The sequence below is a fragment of the Synechococcus sp. UW179A genome (assembly GCF_900473965.1).
Taxonomy (GTDB): domain Bacteria; phylum Cyanobacteriota; class Cyanobacteriia; order PCC-6307; family Cyanobiaceae; genus Synechococcus_C.
On the sequence record NZ_UCNJ01000018.1, the window covers coordinates 82,349 to 97,958 of the forward strand.

Genomic DNA, 15,610 nt, shown 5'->3' on the forward strand with positions numbered 1-15,610 from the left:
GTATTCCGCCGGGATGGCTGCTTTCTCCCTCGATCTGCTGGCTCAACTTCCAGAGGCTTATCAGGCTTTCGGTCCGCTGATCGACATCCTCCCGATCATTCCTCTGTTTTTCCTGTTGCTGGCCTTCGTCTGGCAAGCATCCGTCGGTTTCCGCTGAAGCTCTCATCGCTACCGCTTACCGCAGCGCAGCACCGACCAAGCAAATTGAGGCAGAACGAGATAGCGCCTCCAGCGGCTTGGATCCTGCAACAGTCTGTAAAGCCACTCCAGCTGCAAACGACTGGTCCAGCTCGGGGCACGTTGCTTCAAACCTGACCAGACATCGAAGCTGCCGCCGACTCCCATCCAGAGACCGGGGAGCTTGTCGCGCATTCGCTGGATCCAGATCTCCTGGAGGGGCACCCCAAGAGCCACAAGAACCAGATCGGGACTGAGTCGCCGCAACCTCGTTTCAAGCTCCGGCCAGGCACTGGCATCTTGATATCCGTGTTCTGCAAAAACCAGTTGCAGTGCTGGACTCTGCTGAGCCAGACGGTCAGACAACCTGTCCATCACTTCAGGCGACGCCCCGACAAGTGCGACGCGCCAACCATGGGCTTCCGCATACGTGAGCAAGGACCTTGCAAGCTCAATTCCTGGACTGCGCTGCACCTTGATCCCTTGGCGCGCGAGAGCCCAGACCACACCTGCACCATCAGGAATCACCAGATCAGCAGTTCGGATCACAGCACCCAGGTCCGTGTTGCGGCGAGCAAGCATCGTCATCTCAGCGTTCAGCGTGACGACCTGCCCTCCACCCTCTGCATGCAGGCCGATGGCTGCGGAAGTTACATCTCGGCAGGCATCAACGGGGATGTCGAGAACTTGGCAACGACGTTGATCGCGCGGACCGGTTGTCAGTGCTTCCATCCGCGCGTCCGCTGCACGAGAGAATCTAGATCCGGTCGCGTTAGCCACCATGGTTCTGTCGCACCCGACCCGTGAAGAGGATCAGCTGCGTGCGCAGCGGCTGACGCAGCTCGACCGCTCCATCGAGCGCGTGGTGCTGCAGCGACAGAACCCGATCAGTGGGCTACTGCCCGCTAGCACAGCCCACACCGTGCATGGCAATTACGGTGACGCCTGGGTTCGCGACTGCATTTATTCGATCCAGTGCGTCTGGGGTCTGGCGATCGCCCACCGGCGCCAAAAGGGCAGCTGTCAACGCTGCTGGGAGCTCGAACAGCGCGTCATCGACCTGATGCGCGGATTGCTGAACGCCATGATGCGTCAGGCCGAAAAAGTGGAGCGCTTCAAAAGCAGCCTCGACCCCCTGGATGCCCTGCATGCGAAGTACGACAGTGCCAGTGGATCTCCGGTCGTTGCCGATGATGGATGGGGTCATCTGCAGCTGGATGCCACATCTCTGTTTCTGTTGCAGCTGGCCCAGCTGAGCTCCGGCGGCTTGGCTGTCATTCACAACAGCCACGAAGCATCCTTCATCCAGAACCTGGTTTATTACGTGGCCAGGGCCTACCGCGTTGCCGATTACGGAATCTGGGAGCGGGGCGACAAGGGCAATCACGGCCTGCCCGAAAGAAATGCCAGTTCGATCGGTATGGCCAAGGCCGCACTAGAGGCACTGGACGGGGTTGACCTTTTTGCTTCCCACGGAGACGGAAGCATGCAGGTGCTCATTCCACACGGTGCTGTGGTGCGACTGAGACGAGCTCTGACTGGGTTGCTGCCGCGTGAGTCGGCAAGCAAAGAAGTTGATAGCGCTTGCCTCTCAGTGATCGGCTACCCCGCCTGGGCTGTGGAAGATCGAGCGCTGGTGGAGCGCACCAACAGGCGGATCAGGCGCGAGCTGGGAGGTCCCTATGGCTACAAGCGCTTTCGCAGGGATGGTCATCAGACGGTGGTGGAAGACATCACCCGGCTGCACTACGAGCGTGAAGAGCTGGCCACCTTTGAAGGAATCGAATCGGAATGGCCGCTGTTCCTGGCCTATGAATTGGTCACCGCCTGTTTCGAGCAGCGCTGGGACGAGGCCAACCTCTGGCGTGAACGCCTGCAAGCACTGCTGGTGGAACGCGATGGAGAACGGCTGTTCCCAGAGCTGTACCTCGTGCCCGCTGAGCAGCTGGAGCTGGAACGGCGTGCGCCCGGAAGTCAGCGACGCATCGCCAACGAGAACGTGCCGTTGCTCTGGACCCAGAGCCTCGCCTGGATTGGAGAGATGCTCCTGGATGGACTGATCAAGGCAGAGGATCTTGACCCCTGCGGACGGCGAATGCCCGCCACACTGGGAGCGCAAAAAGTGCTGGTTTCGCTGGTTCCCGGCGATGCCGCCGTCGCGCGCAAATTGGAAAAACTGGGGTTGCCGGTCAGCGATCCCGAATCCGCTGATTTACCGGTGCTGCCATCTGAGGCTCTGCGAGAACGGTTGAGCAACATTGGCGCCGACACCGCCCTTGGTCTCAGCGGCCAGCCACCACTTCGACCAGAAACAGCGGTCACGGCTCGCCTCTATCGCCAGGGCGGACAACAACTGGCTTTTTTACCTGCAGTGCTTGAAGAAGGCACGTTCTTTCTCAGCCATGACCCACGACAGCTGGTCGAAAGCATCGTGAATGAGCTGCATCTGCTCCAACGGCACTGGCAGGGGCAGGGAGCACCACTGCTGCTGATCCCCATACAGGCCGCTCTGCTGGAGAGGCACGAGACGCTTCTCCTGGAACTGACCCAACGCCTACAAAGCGGCAGCATCGAAGAAGTTTCTGTGGACTTCGCTGATCTTGGGACCCTGGCCAGCAAAGCCCAGTGGTTAACGCTGCCGGATGAAAACGAGGGCAACAGACAACTCGATAAAGCAGAGCAAGCAGCTGAACTACTGCAGGCCTCCACCGATCTGAGCGACCTCACAGCTGCACAAGAGCAGGAACTGGATGACATCCCCCTGGAAGAGCTACGGCAGAGGTTGTGGAGCAGCCACTCGCTGCGGGAACAAGCGGAGGTCCTGGAGCTGTTAACACAACAACTCGGTCAGCAGGCCATTCTCAGCGGTCCCAAGGGAACTCCAGTTGAGCTAGCCACTCTGCTGCAGGAGATCTACCGACGCGGTCTCAGCCAGGAGGACTGGAATGTGGCCAGACGCTGCGCCGGCGCCATGGGTCTGATTCATCCTCAGCTGGAGGATGCACTCACAGACCTGCTGAGCCGTCAGAAACAGGTTGTGATCGGCAGGAACTACAGCAGCGACTCGCGACTGACCAGTCCTGTCTCCAGCCAATCGATCGCAGCCCTGATCGAGCGCACCTGCGGCAGTGACGGCCGAGAACGGATGCTGCAGCAGGAGTTGCTGCTGGCACTGGACGGGATCGCCAGGCGCGAACCGAGCATGATCAGAGGCTCCCTGACCTTCCAGCTCGGGCAGCTGCTGCTGTTACTGACCTCAGAGCTGGCCGCCGAGCAGCAGTGCGGCCAAGACGAGGCCTTCGAAGCCCTGTGCGATCAACCTCCGCACTGCATCAGCCTGCGGCTGCGCACCGTGCTGGCCGACGTCGACCACGCCAGAGCAGCCCTGCAACGGCGGGAACTGCTGCACCTGAGCGGCAAGGTGCAGTGGAACATTCCCGAGCCCCTCGATGAAAGCCCCAGCGGAAGTGACTGGCTCCAGCACCGGATTCGCCTGGGCTCACTGCAACAGGTTCCCAAAGAGTTCTATGCAGGAATCTGGTCACTGCTCCACCACTGCCGTGGACTGGTGATTGGCGACAAACTGGAACGCCGCAACCGTCTAACCAGCGCCCTGCTTCGGGAGAAAACCCCTGGCGAACGCAACTTCGCCATTCAGGTGGAGCATCTGCTCAGTCGGATTAGAGCTCCTGAATACCGTCAGCTCTGCACCGAAAGCCTGCTCTCGTTGATGGCCTTTGCAACCGCCAATCCCAACATGCGCTTTGACGACGACATCGCCCTTGATGTGGTCATCGGCCATGCCGTGCGGGTGGGCTGGAGAAATCGCCATCCGGAGCAGAACAGCAACGATTATTCCCAGCACAAAGCAGCTGCCTGGGCTCAGTTCTACCGGTCGTCTCCAGCCGAATGCCGGCATTGGCAGATTGAAGCCCTCAGGGAGCTCGCCGATCAGGAAGGGCTCCGCTGATCAGGAAGGGGCTGATCCAAATCAGATCGGAGTCTCGATCGGAACACCTACGCCGGGCTGCTCCACGGCCTGTTCAATCAAATCAGCCAAGCGCAAGGCCCTCGAAGCTTGTTGGCCGTCCACTGCAGGAGTTTCGCGTCCTCGTACACACTGCAGGAAGTGTTCGAGTTCGGCATAGAGGGGCTCGATCGAGGTGGTGCTCACCTCCTCAATGAAACCATCGTTGCGGTAGAGCAACTCTCCATGATCCGCGGAGTACCACTCATGAGCCCTGCGATGAATGTGCAGGTTGTGATTGAGGAAGTCGGTCTCAACCAAGCTGGCCCTGCAGTGTGCACTCAGCGTCCGGATCTTGCGATGACTCATCTTGCTGGCCGTGAGACTGGCCACCACGCCGTTTTCAAATCCGAGCGTGGCGTTGACGTAATCGATCGGCCCATCCGAGCTGCGACCACCCGCAGCTGCCAGTTGCACCACCGAAGAACTGGCCAGCTCGAGCACCAGATCCAGATCGTGAATCATCAGATCGAGCACTACAGACACATCGTTGGCACGATCAGCGTGAGGACTGTGACGACGGGCTTCGAGCACCACCACCTCTTCATTGGCCACCACCTTGGTGAGCTCACGGAACGCGGGATTGAAGCGTTCGATATGGCCCACCTGAAGCAAGCGGCCTACTCGGCTGGCGGCATCAATCAAGGCAGCGGCCTCCTCCTGACTGGCTGCGATCGGCTTCTCGATCAGCACGTGTGAACCCGCCTCAAGGCAAGCCAGGCCCACGGAGTGATGAAGCAGGGTCGGCACTGCAATGCAGACCGCCTCAACCTCCTGAAGCATGGTGCGGTAATCGGAAAACCAGCGACAGCCGAACTGCGCAGTGGCCAATGCTCCCCGCTGCGCGTCCGGGTCCGCGACACCAACCAAATCCGCGTCTTTGAGCAGGCTGAGCACGCGCGCGTGATGCCATCCCATGTTGCCAATCCCGATCACGCCGACCTTCACCGGAAGCATGGCGTCGGTCATCAGTGGGACTGTGCGAACCGGCTGATTATCGGTGATCAATGCAACGGGGGGGGAATCACACCAATCCCTGTTCTTGATTAATGGAGTCGACCGGCGAATCCGGTTCTTCGATGAGAACTAGAAGCACCCGCACAATGCGGGGACCGGCCATGGCAACGATCTCGAATTGGATGTTGTGATGGCGCAGTGCCTCGCCTGGTGAAGGAATGTGCTGAAGCCGTTCCAATAAGAAACCAGCCAAGGTGTGATGGTCACTAGCTTCTGGGAGATCAAGCTGAAGCTGACGATTCAGCTCGACAATCTCTAAATCTCCTGCCACAAGCCATGTTCCAGGCTGATCCTCCATAGGCACCAGGTCCGGTTCATCTGTTTCGTCGTCAGGTTCATCGCCAACGATTTCTCCAGTGAGGTCTGCTGCGGTGACGAGACCCTCCGTTCCACCATGTTCATCGACCACCAACAGCAGGGGATTCCCTGAACGGATGATGGCCAGTAGATCAGCCAGGTTGCTGGTCTCCAGCACCGTCTGTGCAGGCATCAGGTAGGGCTCAAGCCAGGAGTCCTCGCGCAACTCTCCGCGGGCGATGGGCTCGGCGAGACGCCTCAGATCAAGGACTCCCCGAACATCATCGAGCGACTGACCGATCACGGGGAAGCGCGCATGACGGGTGCGATGAACCGCCTCCATCAACTCTGCAAAACGGACCTCAACAGGAAGGGTGACCATTCCTGATCGCGGCACCATCACCTCACGAACCTGGGTGTCCCGCAATGCAAACACACCCTCAAGAATGTTGCGTTCGTCGGGTTTGAGACCGGTGACGGCGCCACTCTCGATCAGAGTCTCCAGCTCGCCTGCGGTAAGAGCCGGAACAGGGGCATCCCAGCGCTGGGTGGTAAGGCCTGCCAAGCGCAACAACAGCGAAGCCAAGCTGTCGAGAGCCGACAGCAGTGGACTCAGCACCCGGATCGCTCCCTCGAGAACAGGCCCAAGCTGCAGGGCAGCAAACTCGGGACGACTCAGCACCCAGGCACGTGGCAAGAGGCCAGCAACCAGGGTGGCCAGCACGACCAGCAGCAAAAACCAGGCGAGATCCCACCAGCGGCCTGCAGGCATCTCCAGTGGCCACCAGCGCTGACCGAATCCACGACCGATCCAGCCCAGGGCCACCAGCGAAAGGCAAGCCCCGAACTGTGTCATCAGCAAAGCAATGCGCAGATGCCGCTGAAGTCTCTGCACAGACTGGGCGCCGGGGCGGCCCTCCTCAGTGAGAGCCTGCACCTGACTGGGCCTCAGTCGGAGCAGCGCCACCTCAGCTGCTGAAAACAGAGCCGGCAGAACCAGCAGCGCGATCAGCAGCAGGGTGCGCATTGGAACAAAACAATGGGGGTCGCGGGGATCGAACCCGCCTTAGGCGAATTATGAGTTCGCTGCATTCACCAGATTGCTAGACCCCCTTGGTCGGTGGGTTTACCACAGGGCACGCACGGGCGGAAAGGCTTCCTCGTTCTGATACTCACCAGGACCAGGGGAGAACATGTCATCAGCCAGGCTGCCGCTGAAGCCGTTGGGAATGTCAACGGTGCGCCAGGGGATCGGATCACTCTGGTTCTCAAGCAGCATCTCGTAGGTGTTTTCAAGAGCTACTGAATCCCAGACAATCGTTTGGTCGGGGAAACCAAAGCCAACCCAGCGGTCGCCATCGGGACCAGCCACAGCGAATCCAAACATGTCAGCTGCTTGATGCCGGATATTCACACCGCTAGCGAATGGGGCTGTCCAGCTGTAAAAGCGCTCCTCAATCAGCGCTGGGGTGCTCTGCACCTTGGCGCAACGGGTGACTTCAACCGGTGAAGCCGGCACGCCTCCTTCCATGAGCAGGATCGATGGGGCCTCCAACGTGGTGGAGCAGACCACCGGTCGAGCCACTGCAGCGACCTGCAATGAACTCAGTGAAAGAAGCAGAAGCAATGATCTCAATCGCAGCCTGTCCAAGGGAAGAGGCACCACTGCGCGCAAACTAGGCAGAGGATCCGCGAAGCACCAGCCCCCATGCCCGTCAATTCCGAGCCGTTGATGGATCGCGAGGTCCTGCTGGACCGACTGGCCCGGGAGGCTTACCGGCACGGGCAGTTCACCCTCGCATCGGGTCGCAGCAGCGAACACTATGTGAACTGCAAACCGGTGGCCCTGAGCGGCAGCGGCCTGGCGTTGCTCAGTCCCGCCATGCTCGCCCTGGTGGACAACAATGCCGTAGCCGTTGGAGGGCTCACGCTTGGGGCCGATCCCCTGGTGAGCGGTGTGGCCATGGCAGCGGCGCAGCAGGGCCGTGATCTCAATGCACTGATTGTGCGCAAACAGGCCAAAGGCCATGGCACCAGTGCTTGGCTGGAAGGCCCACTGCCTGAGGCTGGTGCCCTCGTGACGGTGCTGGAGGACGTCGTCACCACAGGTGGGTCATCGATCCAGGCTGTTAACCAGCTGAAAGAAGCCGGATATGCCGTTCGGCGTGTGATCACCATCGTGGATCGTGAAGAAGGTGGTCAGGAGGCCATGGATGAAGCGGGCTTGGAACTGGTCAGCCTGTTTCGATTGAGCGAGGTGGCTGCCAGAGCCAAGGAGCTTGAACAGTGATGAGCAGGGATCAGGACGTCAAAGCATTGATCTGGGATGCGCGATTCCCGCTCATCCGTCTCGAGGGCCAAGGATGCAGCAGCTTTCTGCATGGCCAAACCAGCGCCAAGGTGGATGGCTGCGCCCAAGGCGTTCTGGTCCAGGCCTGTTGGCTCAATGCGACAGGCCGCGTGCAGGCCCTGCTTGAAATCCGCCTGGATTCCGCTGGGGCCGATGTGCTCGTTCTCAACGGAGACAGCAACAGCGTCGCTGGCGGGTTTGATCGGGTGATCTTTCCTGCAGACCAGGTTCGACTAGGAGAGCAGCGCCAGCAGCGCAGGCTGCAACGCCTTGAGGCGGGCAAGGCACCCGACTGGAACCAGGTGGTGTGGCTGAGTGACAGCAGCGAACCTCAGAACTCATGGGCAGATCTCTCACCCTGCAACGCCTCAGAACTGGAGAGCTGGCGGAATAAGCAAGGCTGGCCCCTGGGAGATCAAGAGCTCACTGGCGACACCAATCCCTTTGAACTGGGTTTATCCGATTGGGTAGAGCTCAACAAAGGCTGTTATCTCGGACAGGAAACCGTGGCCAAGCTGGCATCCCGCGGCGGTGTGAAACAGCAGCTGCGCTGCTGGCAAAGCACCTCTGAAACTCAAAATATCCTGCAAAGCGGAGATCAGCTCAAGCTGAATGACTCGCGTGCCGGGATCATCACCAGCGTGTGCAACGACCCTGTAACAAGGAGCAGTTTCGGACTCGCTCTGGTCAGACGTCAGGCGCTTGATGCGGAAATACTGCAAGCAGGAAACAGTGATGTAGAGGTCTCCATCGCACGACCCAGTGCCTTCTGCGACCCACCAGCCCGAGGTTGAGAGCGGCTGTCGGCTGCCAGCATCCATGCAGCCACTGTCCAGGTTGCCAAGCCGTCATCACGGTTGTAAGTGAAGATCCAGCGCAGAGCCTGGACATGACCACGGTCCAGCGGTCCGGTGCCACGCCACTGCCTCCACCAGAGCAGAGCCCTTGCACCGTCCACCCCTGCCTGACTCCAGCTGAATCCAAGCCAATTGGCCACTGTCTTCAACCCATAGCTGTTGAGGGGAAGTCGCCAGTGACTGCGCAAGCGAGCATGCACATCGACAAGCCTGCGCTGCAGGGCATGCCGATCTTTATCACTAGCGCCCTGACGTTGGGCCATCTTGCACAGAGCCAGTGACTCCGTCTCGCCATAGTGGAGGACTGGCCAGCCCTCATAACGATTCAGGAATCGCTCGATGCGTTGCCAGCAACGACCTTCACCATGTTCCTGAAGCATGAGTAATGGGTGATAACTGGCTCGCTCAAGAGCCCAGCGGCCGTCGGGATCCCGAGGCAGAGAGACAAATCCATGCAGAAAGTCATCACGGGCATCCGGGTCTGATTCGATGTCATAGAGCAGCACCCCAGGCGCCTTGATCAGTTCAGGCAGCGCCGGTGAATCGGCCAGAGTCTCCGCCTGCCCGTCCCGCTGGGCTCGAGCCTGAGCCACAAGGGGAGCCGCCACGGCGCCGTGCTGGTCTCCAAATCGCTGCAGCTGCTCGGCCAGGCGATGGGGATCGGCATCGGCAAGTGCTTGCAAACCATCAATCCCCAGCTCGAGAAGCATCTCCCGCCGCTTGGCACCGATACCACTGACCTCACTGAGATGCCCAATCCGGCGTGCTTCGGCGTTGCAGACACCTCGCCAGCTGCACAACGAGCACTTTCGCCGGTCAGACGCGAGCGGGGGTGGCTCGCTCCGCTCCAGATCAGCCGCCAGTTTGCGCAGAGCCTCATCCAGCTGACGCTGCAGATTTTCACCGAGAGCAACCTTCTCCTTCTCGAGGTAGCGGCCTGCTCCCGCAAGAGCCAGGCCATCGATCACAGGAGCCTGTTGAAGTTGTGCGAGCAGCCGGGCTGATAACGCCAGCTGAAGCCGATGCTCCCGGGTAAGTCGTCGTCCCTGCCTGGCCAACACGGGACGGTAGATGTAATCGCCCCAGCGACTGCGACCGGGCTGACGCTGCAGCAGAGCTGGATGGGCCTCGATGCTGTAACCCTCTGCGGTCTGCCCGCGCAGTCTCAGGCCCACCACACCGACTTCACCCCGCTCGCAGGCCGCGAGCCCATGTGCAGGCTTATGAGGCAGCAACGCCACAAAACTGCGTTGCTGATCATCAAGCTGCAGTGTGCGATGGGCGGTATAAACCCTTTTGTTCTGATCACCATGGCGATCGAGCCATGCCCGGCGCCGGCAGCGGGTCCAGCTGCGCAGCAGTCGGTCGGTCAGCGGCTTGTCAGCAGAAGGGGTGTCACCCATGGCCTGAGGTTAAGGCGGCCAACTGCTAAATCCAGATGGACTACAGGCATGCCATGGCGTCGGCCCCCCTCCCTCTATGCGCAGCTCCGATCCGTTTCGGCACCGATGGATGGCGGGGTGTCCTCGGGGTGGACATCACCGTTGAACGGTTACTGCCGGTGGCAGCAGCAGCTGCACAGGAACTCGCCCATCAAGCACCGGATCAGCACAACAGCAAAACCGTGGTGATCGGCTACGACCGGAGGTTCCTGGCACCTGAGCTTGCTGAAGCGATCGCCACCTCAGTGCGCGGAGTTGGCTTGGAACCACTGCTCACAAGCACTCCTGTTCCCACACCGGCATGCAGCTGGACCGTAGTGCAGCGCCGAGCGCTGGGAGCCCTTGTCATCACCGCCAGCCACAACCCGCCTGAATGGCTGGGTTTGAAAATCAAAGGACCCTTCGGGGGATCGGTGGACGGCACGTTTACTGCCGCGGTGGAGCGGCGGTTGGCCGCAGGCAGTACCAGCGTTCCTGTTGCTGGGGAGCTGCAACGCTTTGACGCGCGCAACGAACACCTTGAAGGCCTGCGAACCAAGCTGAATCTGGGCGCCATCAGTTCTGGGCTAAAGGCCATGGGCTTGCGGGTAATCGTGGACCCAATGCATGGCTCTGCGGCAGGTTGTGTGTCTGATCTGTTCGGCTCGGATGCCAAAGGTCTTGTCTCTGAGATCCGCAGCCAGCGTGATCCTCTCTTCGGTGGCTGCCCTCCAGAACCGCTTGCCTCTCACTTGCAGGATCTAATCGCAGCGGTTCAAACCTCGAGTCGTCATGGGCAGCCTGCAGTGGGCCTTGTTTTCGATGGCGATGGTGACCGCATCGCGGCGGTGGATGAGCACGGTTGTTTCTGCAGCACCCAGCAACTGATGCCTCTGCTGATCGACCATCTCGCTGGAGCCAGGCAGTTGCCGGGAAGCGTGGTCAAGACGGTCAGCGGTTCGGACCTGATGCGCCTGGTGGCTGAGGACCTGGGCAGGGAGGTCCTTGAACTTCCTGTGGGCTTCAAATACATCGCTGCAGAGATGCTGGCGGGTGATGTGCTGATCGGCGGAGAGGAGTCGGGAGGTGTCGGCTTCGGCATGCACCTACCTGAACGTGATGCGCTGTTCGCGGCCATGCTCGTGCTGGAGGCCCTGGTTCAGGGCGGAATGCCGCTAGGAGCCCGCATGCAGGCTCTGCGTCAGCGCTGCGGTGGCTCGAGTCACTACGACCGGCTCGATCTGCGCCTTCCCGATATGGAGTCACGCCGACGCCTGGAGCATCTGTTGGCGACCCAGCCTCCGGAGAACGTGGCAGGACAAACCGTGTCGGAGGTGATCACAACCGACGGCGTGAAACTCAGACTTGGCCCCAGCCACTGGTTGATGCTGCGCTTCTCCGGCACTGAACCACTGCTGCGGTTGTATTGCGAAGCACCCGACAGCGATCAAGTGGCGGCCGTGCTCGCCTGGGCCCGCAGCTATGCGGAGAGCGCTTAAGCATGGGCACACAAACACTGGTGATTGCCAGCGGCAACCAGGGCAAGGTGCGGGAATTTCAAGGCCTGCTGAGAGGACTGCCGCTGAAGGTGAAAGCCCAACCAGAGGGTTTGGACGTTGAGGAAACAGGCAGCACCTTTACCGCTAACGCCCGTATCAAAGCCGTTGCCGTGGCGTCCAAGACAGGGGAGTGGGCTCTCGCGGACGACTCAGGTCTGAGCGTGGATGCTCTTGATGGAGCTCCAGGTGTTCACTCCGCCCGCTATGCCCCGAGCGATCCGGAAAGGATCGCTCGACTCCTGCAGGCGCTTAAGTGTGAAGACAATCGCAACGCCAGCTTCTGTGCAGCTCTCTGCGTGGCAGCTCCTGACGGCACGGTGCTGCTCGAGGTGGAGGGGCAGTGCAAGGGATCAATTACTCGATCACCGAGGGGAGATCAGGGCTTCGGTTACGACCCGATTTTTGAAGTTGAAGGCACTCAGAAAACCTTCGCTGAAATGTCTCTGCAGGAAAAAAAATCCCACGGTCATCGTGGTCGGGCTTTCGCACTGTTGGAACCACGCCTGCGACAATTGCTGTCTCAGCAGTGAAACCCAGGGATGCACTGATTGTGACGAGGCTCTAACAAATAGCTCCTGTACGGTGTGATCTGTCGCTGACGAGGTCGATGGCCATCGCCATGACCACCGGTTACAGCGCACAGACTGAAGGCGCTCTGCTTTGCATCGAAGCCGCCTCGGACTGGGCCCTGACTTGTGTTGACCAACTGGCTGCTGCTGACAGCTATGTCCTGATCGATTACGGCGCCGCTGATGGAGGCACTGCCGTAGGTCTATGGCACCAGGTGCTGGACCGCCTGCATGCCAACCAGCCCCAGGCCCACCTGACCCTGATCGGCAATGACCTGCCCAGCAACGACAACGTTGCCCTGGCCGAGAATCTGGCACTGCAAATTCCGCGCACTCCCAAACCCACGGTGCTGGTGAGTGCCCGCAGCTTCTACGAGCCATCTGTAGGTCCCAACACGGTGAGTTTTGGCTTTTCCGCCACCGCCATGCACTGGCTGAGTGAGTCGCCAGGTCCGCTGAACACCCACACCCATGTGCTGGCATCCAGCGATGCCGATGCTCTGCAACGCTTCACCGCACAGGCGCTCAAAGACTGGACTGACATTCTGGAATTGCGCAGCAAAGAGCTCAAGGTTGGGGGTCGCCTGCTGACGGTGAACCTCTCACGGGATGAACAGGGTCGTTACCTCGGCCACAACGGCGGCGAAACCCGCAATGTGCACGACCAACTGCATCAGATTTGGAAGGGCCTTGCCGACGAAGGCGTGATCTCCGAGGAGCAATACCGCAAGGGAACGGTGCTGAACTTCTACAAGTCACCCGATGAGTTCATGGCGCCTCTGAAAGATCAGAGCTCAGCGCCTTACTGCAATGGTCTGCGCCTGGTGGATGAGCGCACGGTGTACGTCAAGTGCCCCTACCGCCGCCGCTGGGAGGAGAATCGCGATACGGCAGCCTTCGCGGCTGGACTCATGGCCACGATCCGCAGTTGGAGCCGCCATAGCTTCGCCAGCGCTGCTGGGGATGCAGCGGCAGATGAGGTGTACCGCCGCCTGGAGCAACGCATCGCGGAAGCCCCCTCCGATTGGAGCCTGGATTACGTGGAGCACCACCAAATGATGGAGAAAGTGGCCTGATGACAACAACAACCCGACCCGCGCCGGACGTTTCGGTGCTAGCTGAGCATGTCTCAGACCATCTATCGGTATTCGTGGTGGCCGAGAACACTGATGCACGCCGCCCGGCCAACGGCGGCCTGCGTCTGCTCAATTACCCAAGCGATGAGGCCTGCATTGCTGATGGTCAGCGACTTGCTGGTCTGATGACCCACAAACACGACCTCTACGGCACTGGTTTTGCAGGCGGCAAGATCGTGGCGCGCGCCGCCGAACCAGACGCGGTGAAGGACGAACTGATCAGCATCACCGCGGGGCTTCTTGAGTCTCTCGACGGAGCCATGATCACAGGCTGTGATCTCAATACCAGCCTGGAGGATATGGAGCGCCTGACCGAGCTCACTCCCCATGTGCTGGCAGCCGTCGGCAGTCCTGTTGATGCCAGCGCAGCAACGGCTCATGGCACTCTCGGCGCTGTTGAAGCGGTGCTCGAATCATCCCTGGCTGACGCGAAACCGGGTCGAGCACTGGTGCATGGATGTGGCGCCGTCGGCGGCACGGTGGCTCGCGTCTTGGTTCAGCATGGCTGGACCGTGTTCACTGTGGATCTCAGCCAGGACCGTGCAGGCTTTCCTGGTGCCACTCCTCTGCCTCAGGACTGTCCCTGGTGGGAGCTGAAGCTGGATTTGCTGCTGCCCTGTTCGATCTCAGGTCTGATCAATGCTGAAATCGCCTCGGCTCTGAGGGTCAAATCCGTGGTTCCAGCCGCCAATGCACCGTTCCAGAATTCGCAACTAGCCGACGACTTACGTCGCAGCGGCATCCGAGTGTTGCCGGATCCACTGGTCAATGCAGGTGCCGTGATCGCTGACTCAATTGAGCGCTTCTCACCCGACGCCTGGAAAGATGCAGGTGCTGATGATGTCTACGATTTCGTGCGTGGTGAGGTGCGCCAAAGAGCCACTGACTACCTAAATCAGCGTGATCAAGGCCTTTCAGTTGGAGCTGCTCTGGGTGAAGTGACCGCCGAACGGGAGACCGACCCAATCGGCCTCAGCTTCGGAGAGATGGCATGAGCTCAGCTTCTCTTCCTGCCAAGGCCGCAGTGGTGATTGTCGGCGGTGGCATGGCCGGTCTTAGCTGTGCCGCGTCCCTGGCCCGTCTTGGGATCACTGACGTGGTGCTGCTCGAGGCCAAAACCCTGGCACACGCCAAAGCCAGCAGTTTTGGCGAAACCCGGATGTTCCGGGAGATGTATTCAGATCCCGTTCTCTGCCGTCTGGCGCAAGAGGCGAACAGGCTCTGGCGTGAGGAAGAGATTCACGCAGGAGAACAGCTGCGCGAAACCCATGGACTGCTTTTTTACGGCGAAAGCTGGGATGAGGAGACAATCGAAGGCTCGATTCCAGGAGCCCGCCTGGTCATGGACGAACAGGGCATCCCCTATGAAGCCCTCAATGCCGATCAGATCTCAACGCGTTTTCCTCTGAAACCAAAGAGCGATTTCACTGGACTGTTTGAACCCACCGCTGGTGCGGTTCGTAGCGACAAAGTGGTTGCCCACTGGATCCGCACGGCCCGCAACGCTGGACATCAACTGATCGAGCACTGCCCGGTGGCCAACCTGGATGCCGACGGAGGTGGGGTCACGCTTGAGAGCGGACATCACATTGCCGCCGAACAATTGGTCGTAGCTTGTGGCATCTGGAGCCAACTGATGCTGGCTCCACTGGGTCTCGCGCCGAAACTCGAGGTATGGCCCATGCTCTGGGCTCACTACACCGTGGACCCTGCTTTAGCAGATCGTTATCCGCAATGGTTCTGCTTCCAGAAGGAGCGCGGCGATGACGGCGGTCTTTATTACGGCTTCCCGGTGCTGAGCCACACCAACGACGGCCGGCCGCGAATCAAGGCGGGAATCGACTGGGCACCCAAAGAGCTGCGTGTCGCAGAACCCAATGCCATGACCACCGAGCCACCCGCAAGGCTGGTCGAATTGCTCGATACGTTCCTGTTCAACGAAGTTGACGGGGTCCAAGAACGGGTCGAAACGGTGATCAGTCCCTACTCGATGGCCAGTGATGTCAATTTCGTACTGGACCGTCTGAGCCCCAAACTGAGCCTGTTTGCCGGCGGCTCTGGCCAAGCCTTCAAATTCGCTCCCCTAATCGGCGACTCGCTGGCACGACTGGCCAGCGGTGAAGCCCCTGCTGTGGATCTTTCCTGCTGGAGTCACCAGCGCGAAGCCGTCAGCGCCTGAAGACCCTCTCGCGAAAACATC

At 60.2% G+C, this 15,610-nt stretch carries 14 protein-coding genes and 1 tRNA gene; 9 read left to right on the plus strand and 6 right to left on the minus strand.

Features of this window, described 5'->3' with window-relative positions; translation table 11 throughout:
• Positions 1–13 precede the first annotated feature (13 nt).
• On the plus strand, positions 14–157 hold the full coding sequence (locus DXY31_RS09405; RefSeq protein WP_066904771.1) for a photosystem II reaction center protein K: 144 nt from the start codon (positions 14–16) through the stop codon (positions 155–157).
• A gap of 11 nt (positions 158–168) precedes the next feature.
• Here DXY31_RS09405 and DXY31_RS09410 read toward each other — a convergent pair whose 3' ends face one another.
• Positions 169–909 (minus strand): WecB/TagA/CpsF family glycosyltransferase, encoded by a 741-nt coding sequence (locus DXY31_RS09410; protein WP_114993517.1) that lies wholly within the window; start codon positions 907–909, stop codon positions 169–171.
• Positions 910–958: 49 nt separating this feature from the next.
• Between DXY31_RS09410 and DXY31_RS09415 the strand changes: the two genes are divergently transcribed.
• Positions 959–4,147 carry a glycoside hydrolase family 15 protein gene (locus DXY31_RS09415; RefSeq protein ID WP_114993518.1) on the plus strand — a complete coding sequence of 1,063 codons (3,189 nt, stop codon included), beginning with the start codon at positions 959–961 and terminating at the stop codon, positions 4,145–4,147.
• 21 nt (positions 4,148–4,168) lie between these two features.
• Here the strand turns inward: DXY31_RS09415 and DXY31_RS09420 are convergent, their stop codons facing one another.
• The 4 genes from DXY31_RS09420 to DXY31_RS09435 all read right to left on the minus strand — a co-directional run bounded on the left by DXY31_RS09420 (position 4,169) and on the right by DXY31_RS09435 (position 7,145).
• Entirely contained in the window at positions 4,169–5,173 is a 1,005-nt protein-coding gene (locus tag DXY31_RS09420; RefSeq protein ID WP_114993519.1) for a Gfo/Idh/MocA family protein, read from the minus strand.
• A 55-nt stretch (positions 5,174–5,228) separates the two neighbouring features.
• On the minus strand, positions 5,229–6,545 hold the full coding sequence (locus DXY31_RS09425) for a hemolysin family protein (protein ID WP_114993520.1): 1,317 nt from the start codon (positions 6,543–6,545) through the stop codon (positions 5,229–5,231).
• Between the two features lie 13 nt (positions 6,546–6,558).
• Positions 6,559–6,631 (minus strand) — tRNA-Ile (locus DXY31_RS09430).
• A 13-nt stretch (positions 6,632–6,644) separates the two neighbouring features.
• Positions 6,645–7,145: a hypothetical protein gene (locus DXY31_RS09435; RefSeq protein WP_244279678.1), complete on the minus strand. Its 501-nt coding sequence runs from the start codon at positions 7,143–7,145 to the stop codon at positions 6,645–6,647.
• A gap of 81 nt (positions 7,146–7,226) precedes the next feature.
• Here DXY31_RS09435 and pyrE point away from each other — a divergent pair, with 81 nt between their 5' ends.
• Together pyrE and DXY31_RS09445 are read left to right on the plus strand one after the other, a co-directional pair.
• The gene (pyrE, locus tag DXY31_RS09440; protein WP_170953640.1) at positions 7,227–7,808 is read left to right on the plus strand and encodes an orotate phosphoribosyltransferase; all 582 of its coding nucleotides are present in this window, start codon (positions 7,227–7,229) and stop codon (positions 7,806–7,808) included.
• A complete protein-coding gene (locus DXY31_RS09445) occupies positions 7,808–8,662 on the plus strand; it encodes a folate-binding protein YgfZ (RefSeq protein WP_114993521.1) in 855 nt (284 codons plus the stop codon). Before pyrE ends, DXY31_RS09445 begins: the two co-directional genes overlap by 1 nt.
• Here DXY31_RS09445 and DXY31_RS09450 read toward each other — a convergent pair.
• Complete coding sequence (locus DXY31_RS09450) at positions 8,563–10,128, minus strand: TM0106 family RecB-like putative nuclease (protein ID WP_114993522.1); 1,566 nt, start codon at positions 10,126–10,128, stop codon at positions 8,563–8,565. The genes DXY31_RS09445 and DXY31_RS09450 overlap by 100 nt on opposite strands.
• A 53-nt stretch (positions 10,129–10,181) precedes the next feature.
• Between DXY31_RS09450 and DXY31_RS09455 the strand changes: the two genes are divergently transcribed.
• From DXY31_RS09455 to DXY31_RS09475, 5 genes are all read left to right on the plus strand, one after another.
• Complete coding sequence (locus DXY31_RS09455; RefSeq protein WP_114993659.1) at positions 10,182–11,645, plus strand: phosphoglucomutase/phosphomannomutase family protein; 1,464 nt, start codon at positions 10,182–10,184, stop codon at positions 11,643–11,645.
• Positions 11,646–11,647: 2 nt separating this feature from the next.
• The gene (gene rdgB / locus DXY31_RS09460) at positions 11,648–12,235 is read left to right on the plus strand and encodes an RdgB/HAM1 family non-canonical purine NTP pyrophosphatase (protein WP_114993523.1); all 588 of its coding nucleotides are present in this window, start codon (positions 11,648–11,650) and stop codon (positions 12,233–12,235) included.
• A gap of 77 nt (positions 12,236–12,312) precedes the next feature.
• Positions 12,313–13,350 carry an SAM-dependent methyltransferase gene (locus tag DXY31_RS09465; RefSeq protein ID WP_114993524.1) on the plus strand — a complete coding sequence of 346 codons (1,038 nt, stop codon included), beginning with the start codon at positions 12,313–12,315 and terminating at the stop codon, positions 13,348–13,350.
• The gene (locus tag DXY31_RS09470) at positions 13,350–14,405 is read left to right on the plus strand and encodes a Glu/Leu/Phe/Val dehydrogenase dimerization domain-containing protein (RefSeq protein WP_114993525.1); all 1,056 of its coding nucleotides are present in this window, start codon (positions 13,350–13,352) and stop codon (positions 14,403–14,405) included. Before DXY31_RS09465 ends, DXY31_RS09470 begins: the two co-directional genes overlap by 1 nt.
• Complete coding sequence (locus tag DXY31_RS09475; RefSeq protein ID WP_114993526.1) at positions 14,402–15,589, plus strand: FAD-dependent oxidoreductase; 1,188 nt, start codon at positions 14,402–14,404, stop codon at positions 15,587–15,589. Before DXY31_RS09470 ends, DXY31_RS09475 begins: the two co-directional genes overlap by 4 nt.
• Positions 15,590–15,610 lie beyond the last annotated feature (21 nt).

Coding starts and splice junctions, on each gene's coding strand:
- DXY31_RS09405 (WP_066904771.1), top strand. CDS start 14: ATGGCTGCTTTCTCCCTCGATCTGCTGGCTCAACTTCCAGAGGCTTAT.
- DXY31_RS09410 (WP_114993517.1), bottom strand. CDS start 909: ATGGAAGCACTGACAACCGGTCCGCGCGATCAACGTCGTTGCCAAGTT.
- DXY31_RS09415 (WP_114993518.1), top strand. CDS start 959: ATGGTTCTGTCGCACCCGACCCGTGAAGAGGATCAGCTGCGTGCGCAG.
- DXY31_RS09420 (WP_114993519.1), bottom strand. CDS start 5,173: ATGACCGACGCCATGCTTCCGGTGAAGGTCGGCGTGATCGGGATTGGC.
- DXY31_RS09425 (WP_114993520.1), bottom strand. CDS start 6,545: ATGCGCACCCTGCTGCTGATCGCGCTGCTGGTTCTGCCGGCTCTGTTT.
- pyrE (WP_170953640.1), top strand. CDS start 7,227: ATGCCCGTCAATTCCGAGCCGTTGATGGATCGCGAGGTCCTGCTGGAC.
- DXY31_RS09445 (WP_114993521.1), top strand. CDS start 7,808: ATGAGCAGGGATCAGGACGTCAAAGCATTGATCTGGGATGCGCGATTC.
- DXY31_RS09450 (WP_114993522.1), bottom strand. CDS start 10,128: ATGGGTGACACCCCTTCTGCTGACAAGCCGCTGACCGACCGACTGCTG.
- DXY31_RS09455 (WP_114993659.1), top strand. CDS start 10,182: ATGGCGTCGGCCCCCCTCCCTCTATGCGCAGCTCCGATCCGTTTCGGC.
- rdgB (WP_114993523.1), top strand. CDS start 11,648: ATGGGCACACAAACACTGGTGATTGCCAGCGGCAACCAGGGCAAGGTG.
- DXY31_RS09465 (WP_114993524.1), top strand. CDS start 12,313: ATGGCCATCGCCATGACCACCGGTTACAGCGCACAGACTGAAGGCGCT.
- DXY31_RS09470 (WP_114993525.1), top strand. CDS start 13,350: ATGACAACAACAACCCGACCCGCGCCGGACGTTTCGGTGCTAGCTGAG.
- DXY31_RS09475 (WP_114993526.1), top strand. CDS start 14,402: ATGAGCTCAGCTTCTCTTCCTGCCAAGGCCGCAGTGGTGATTGTCGGC.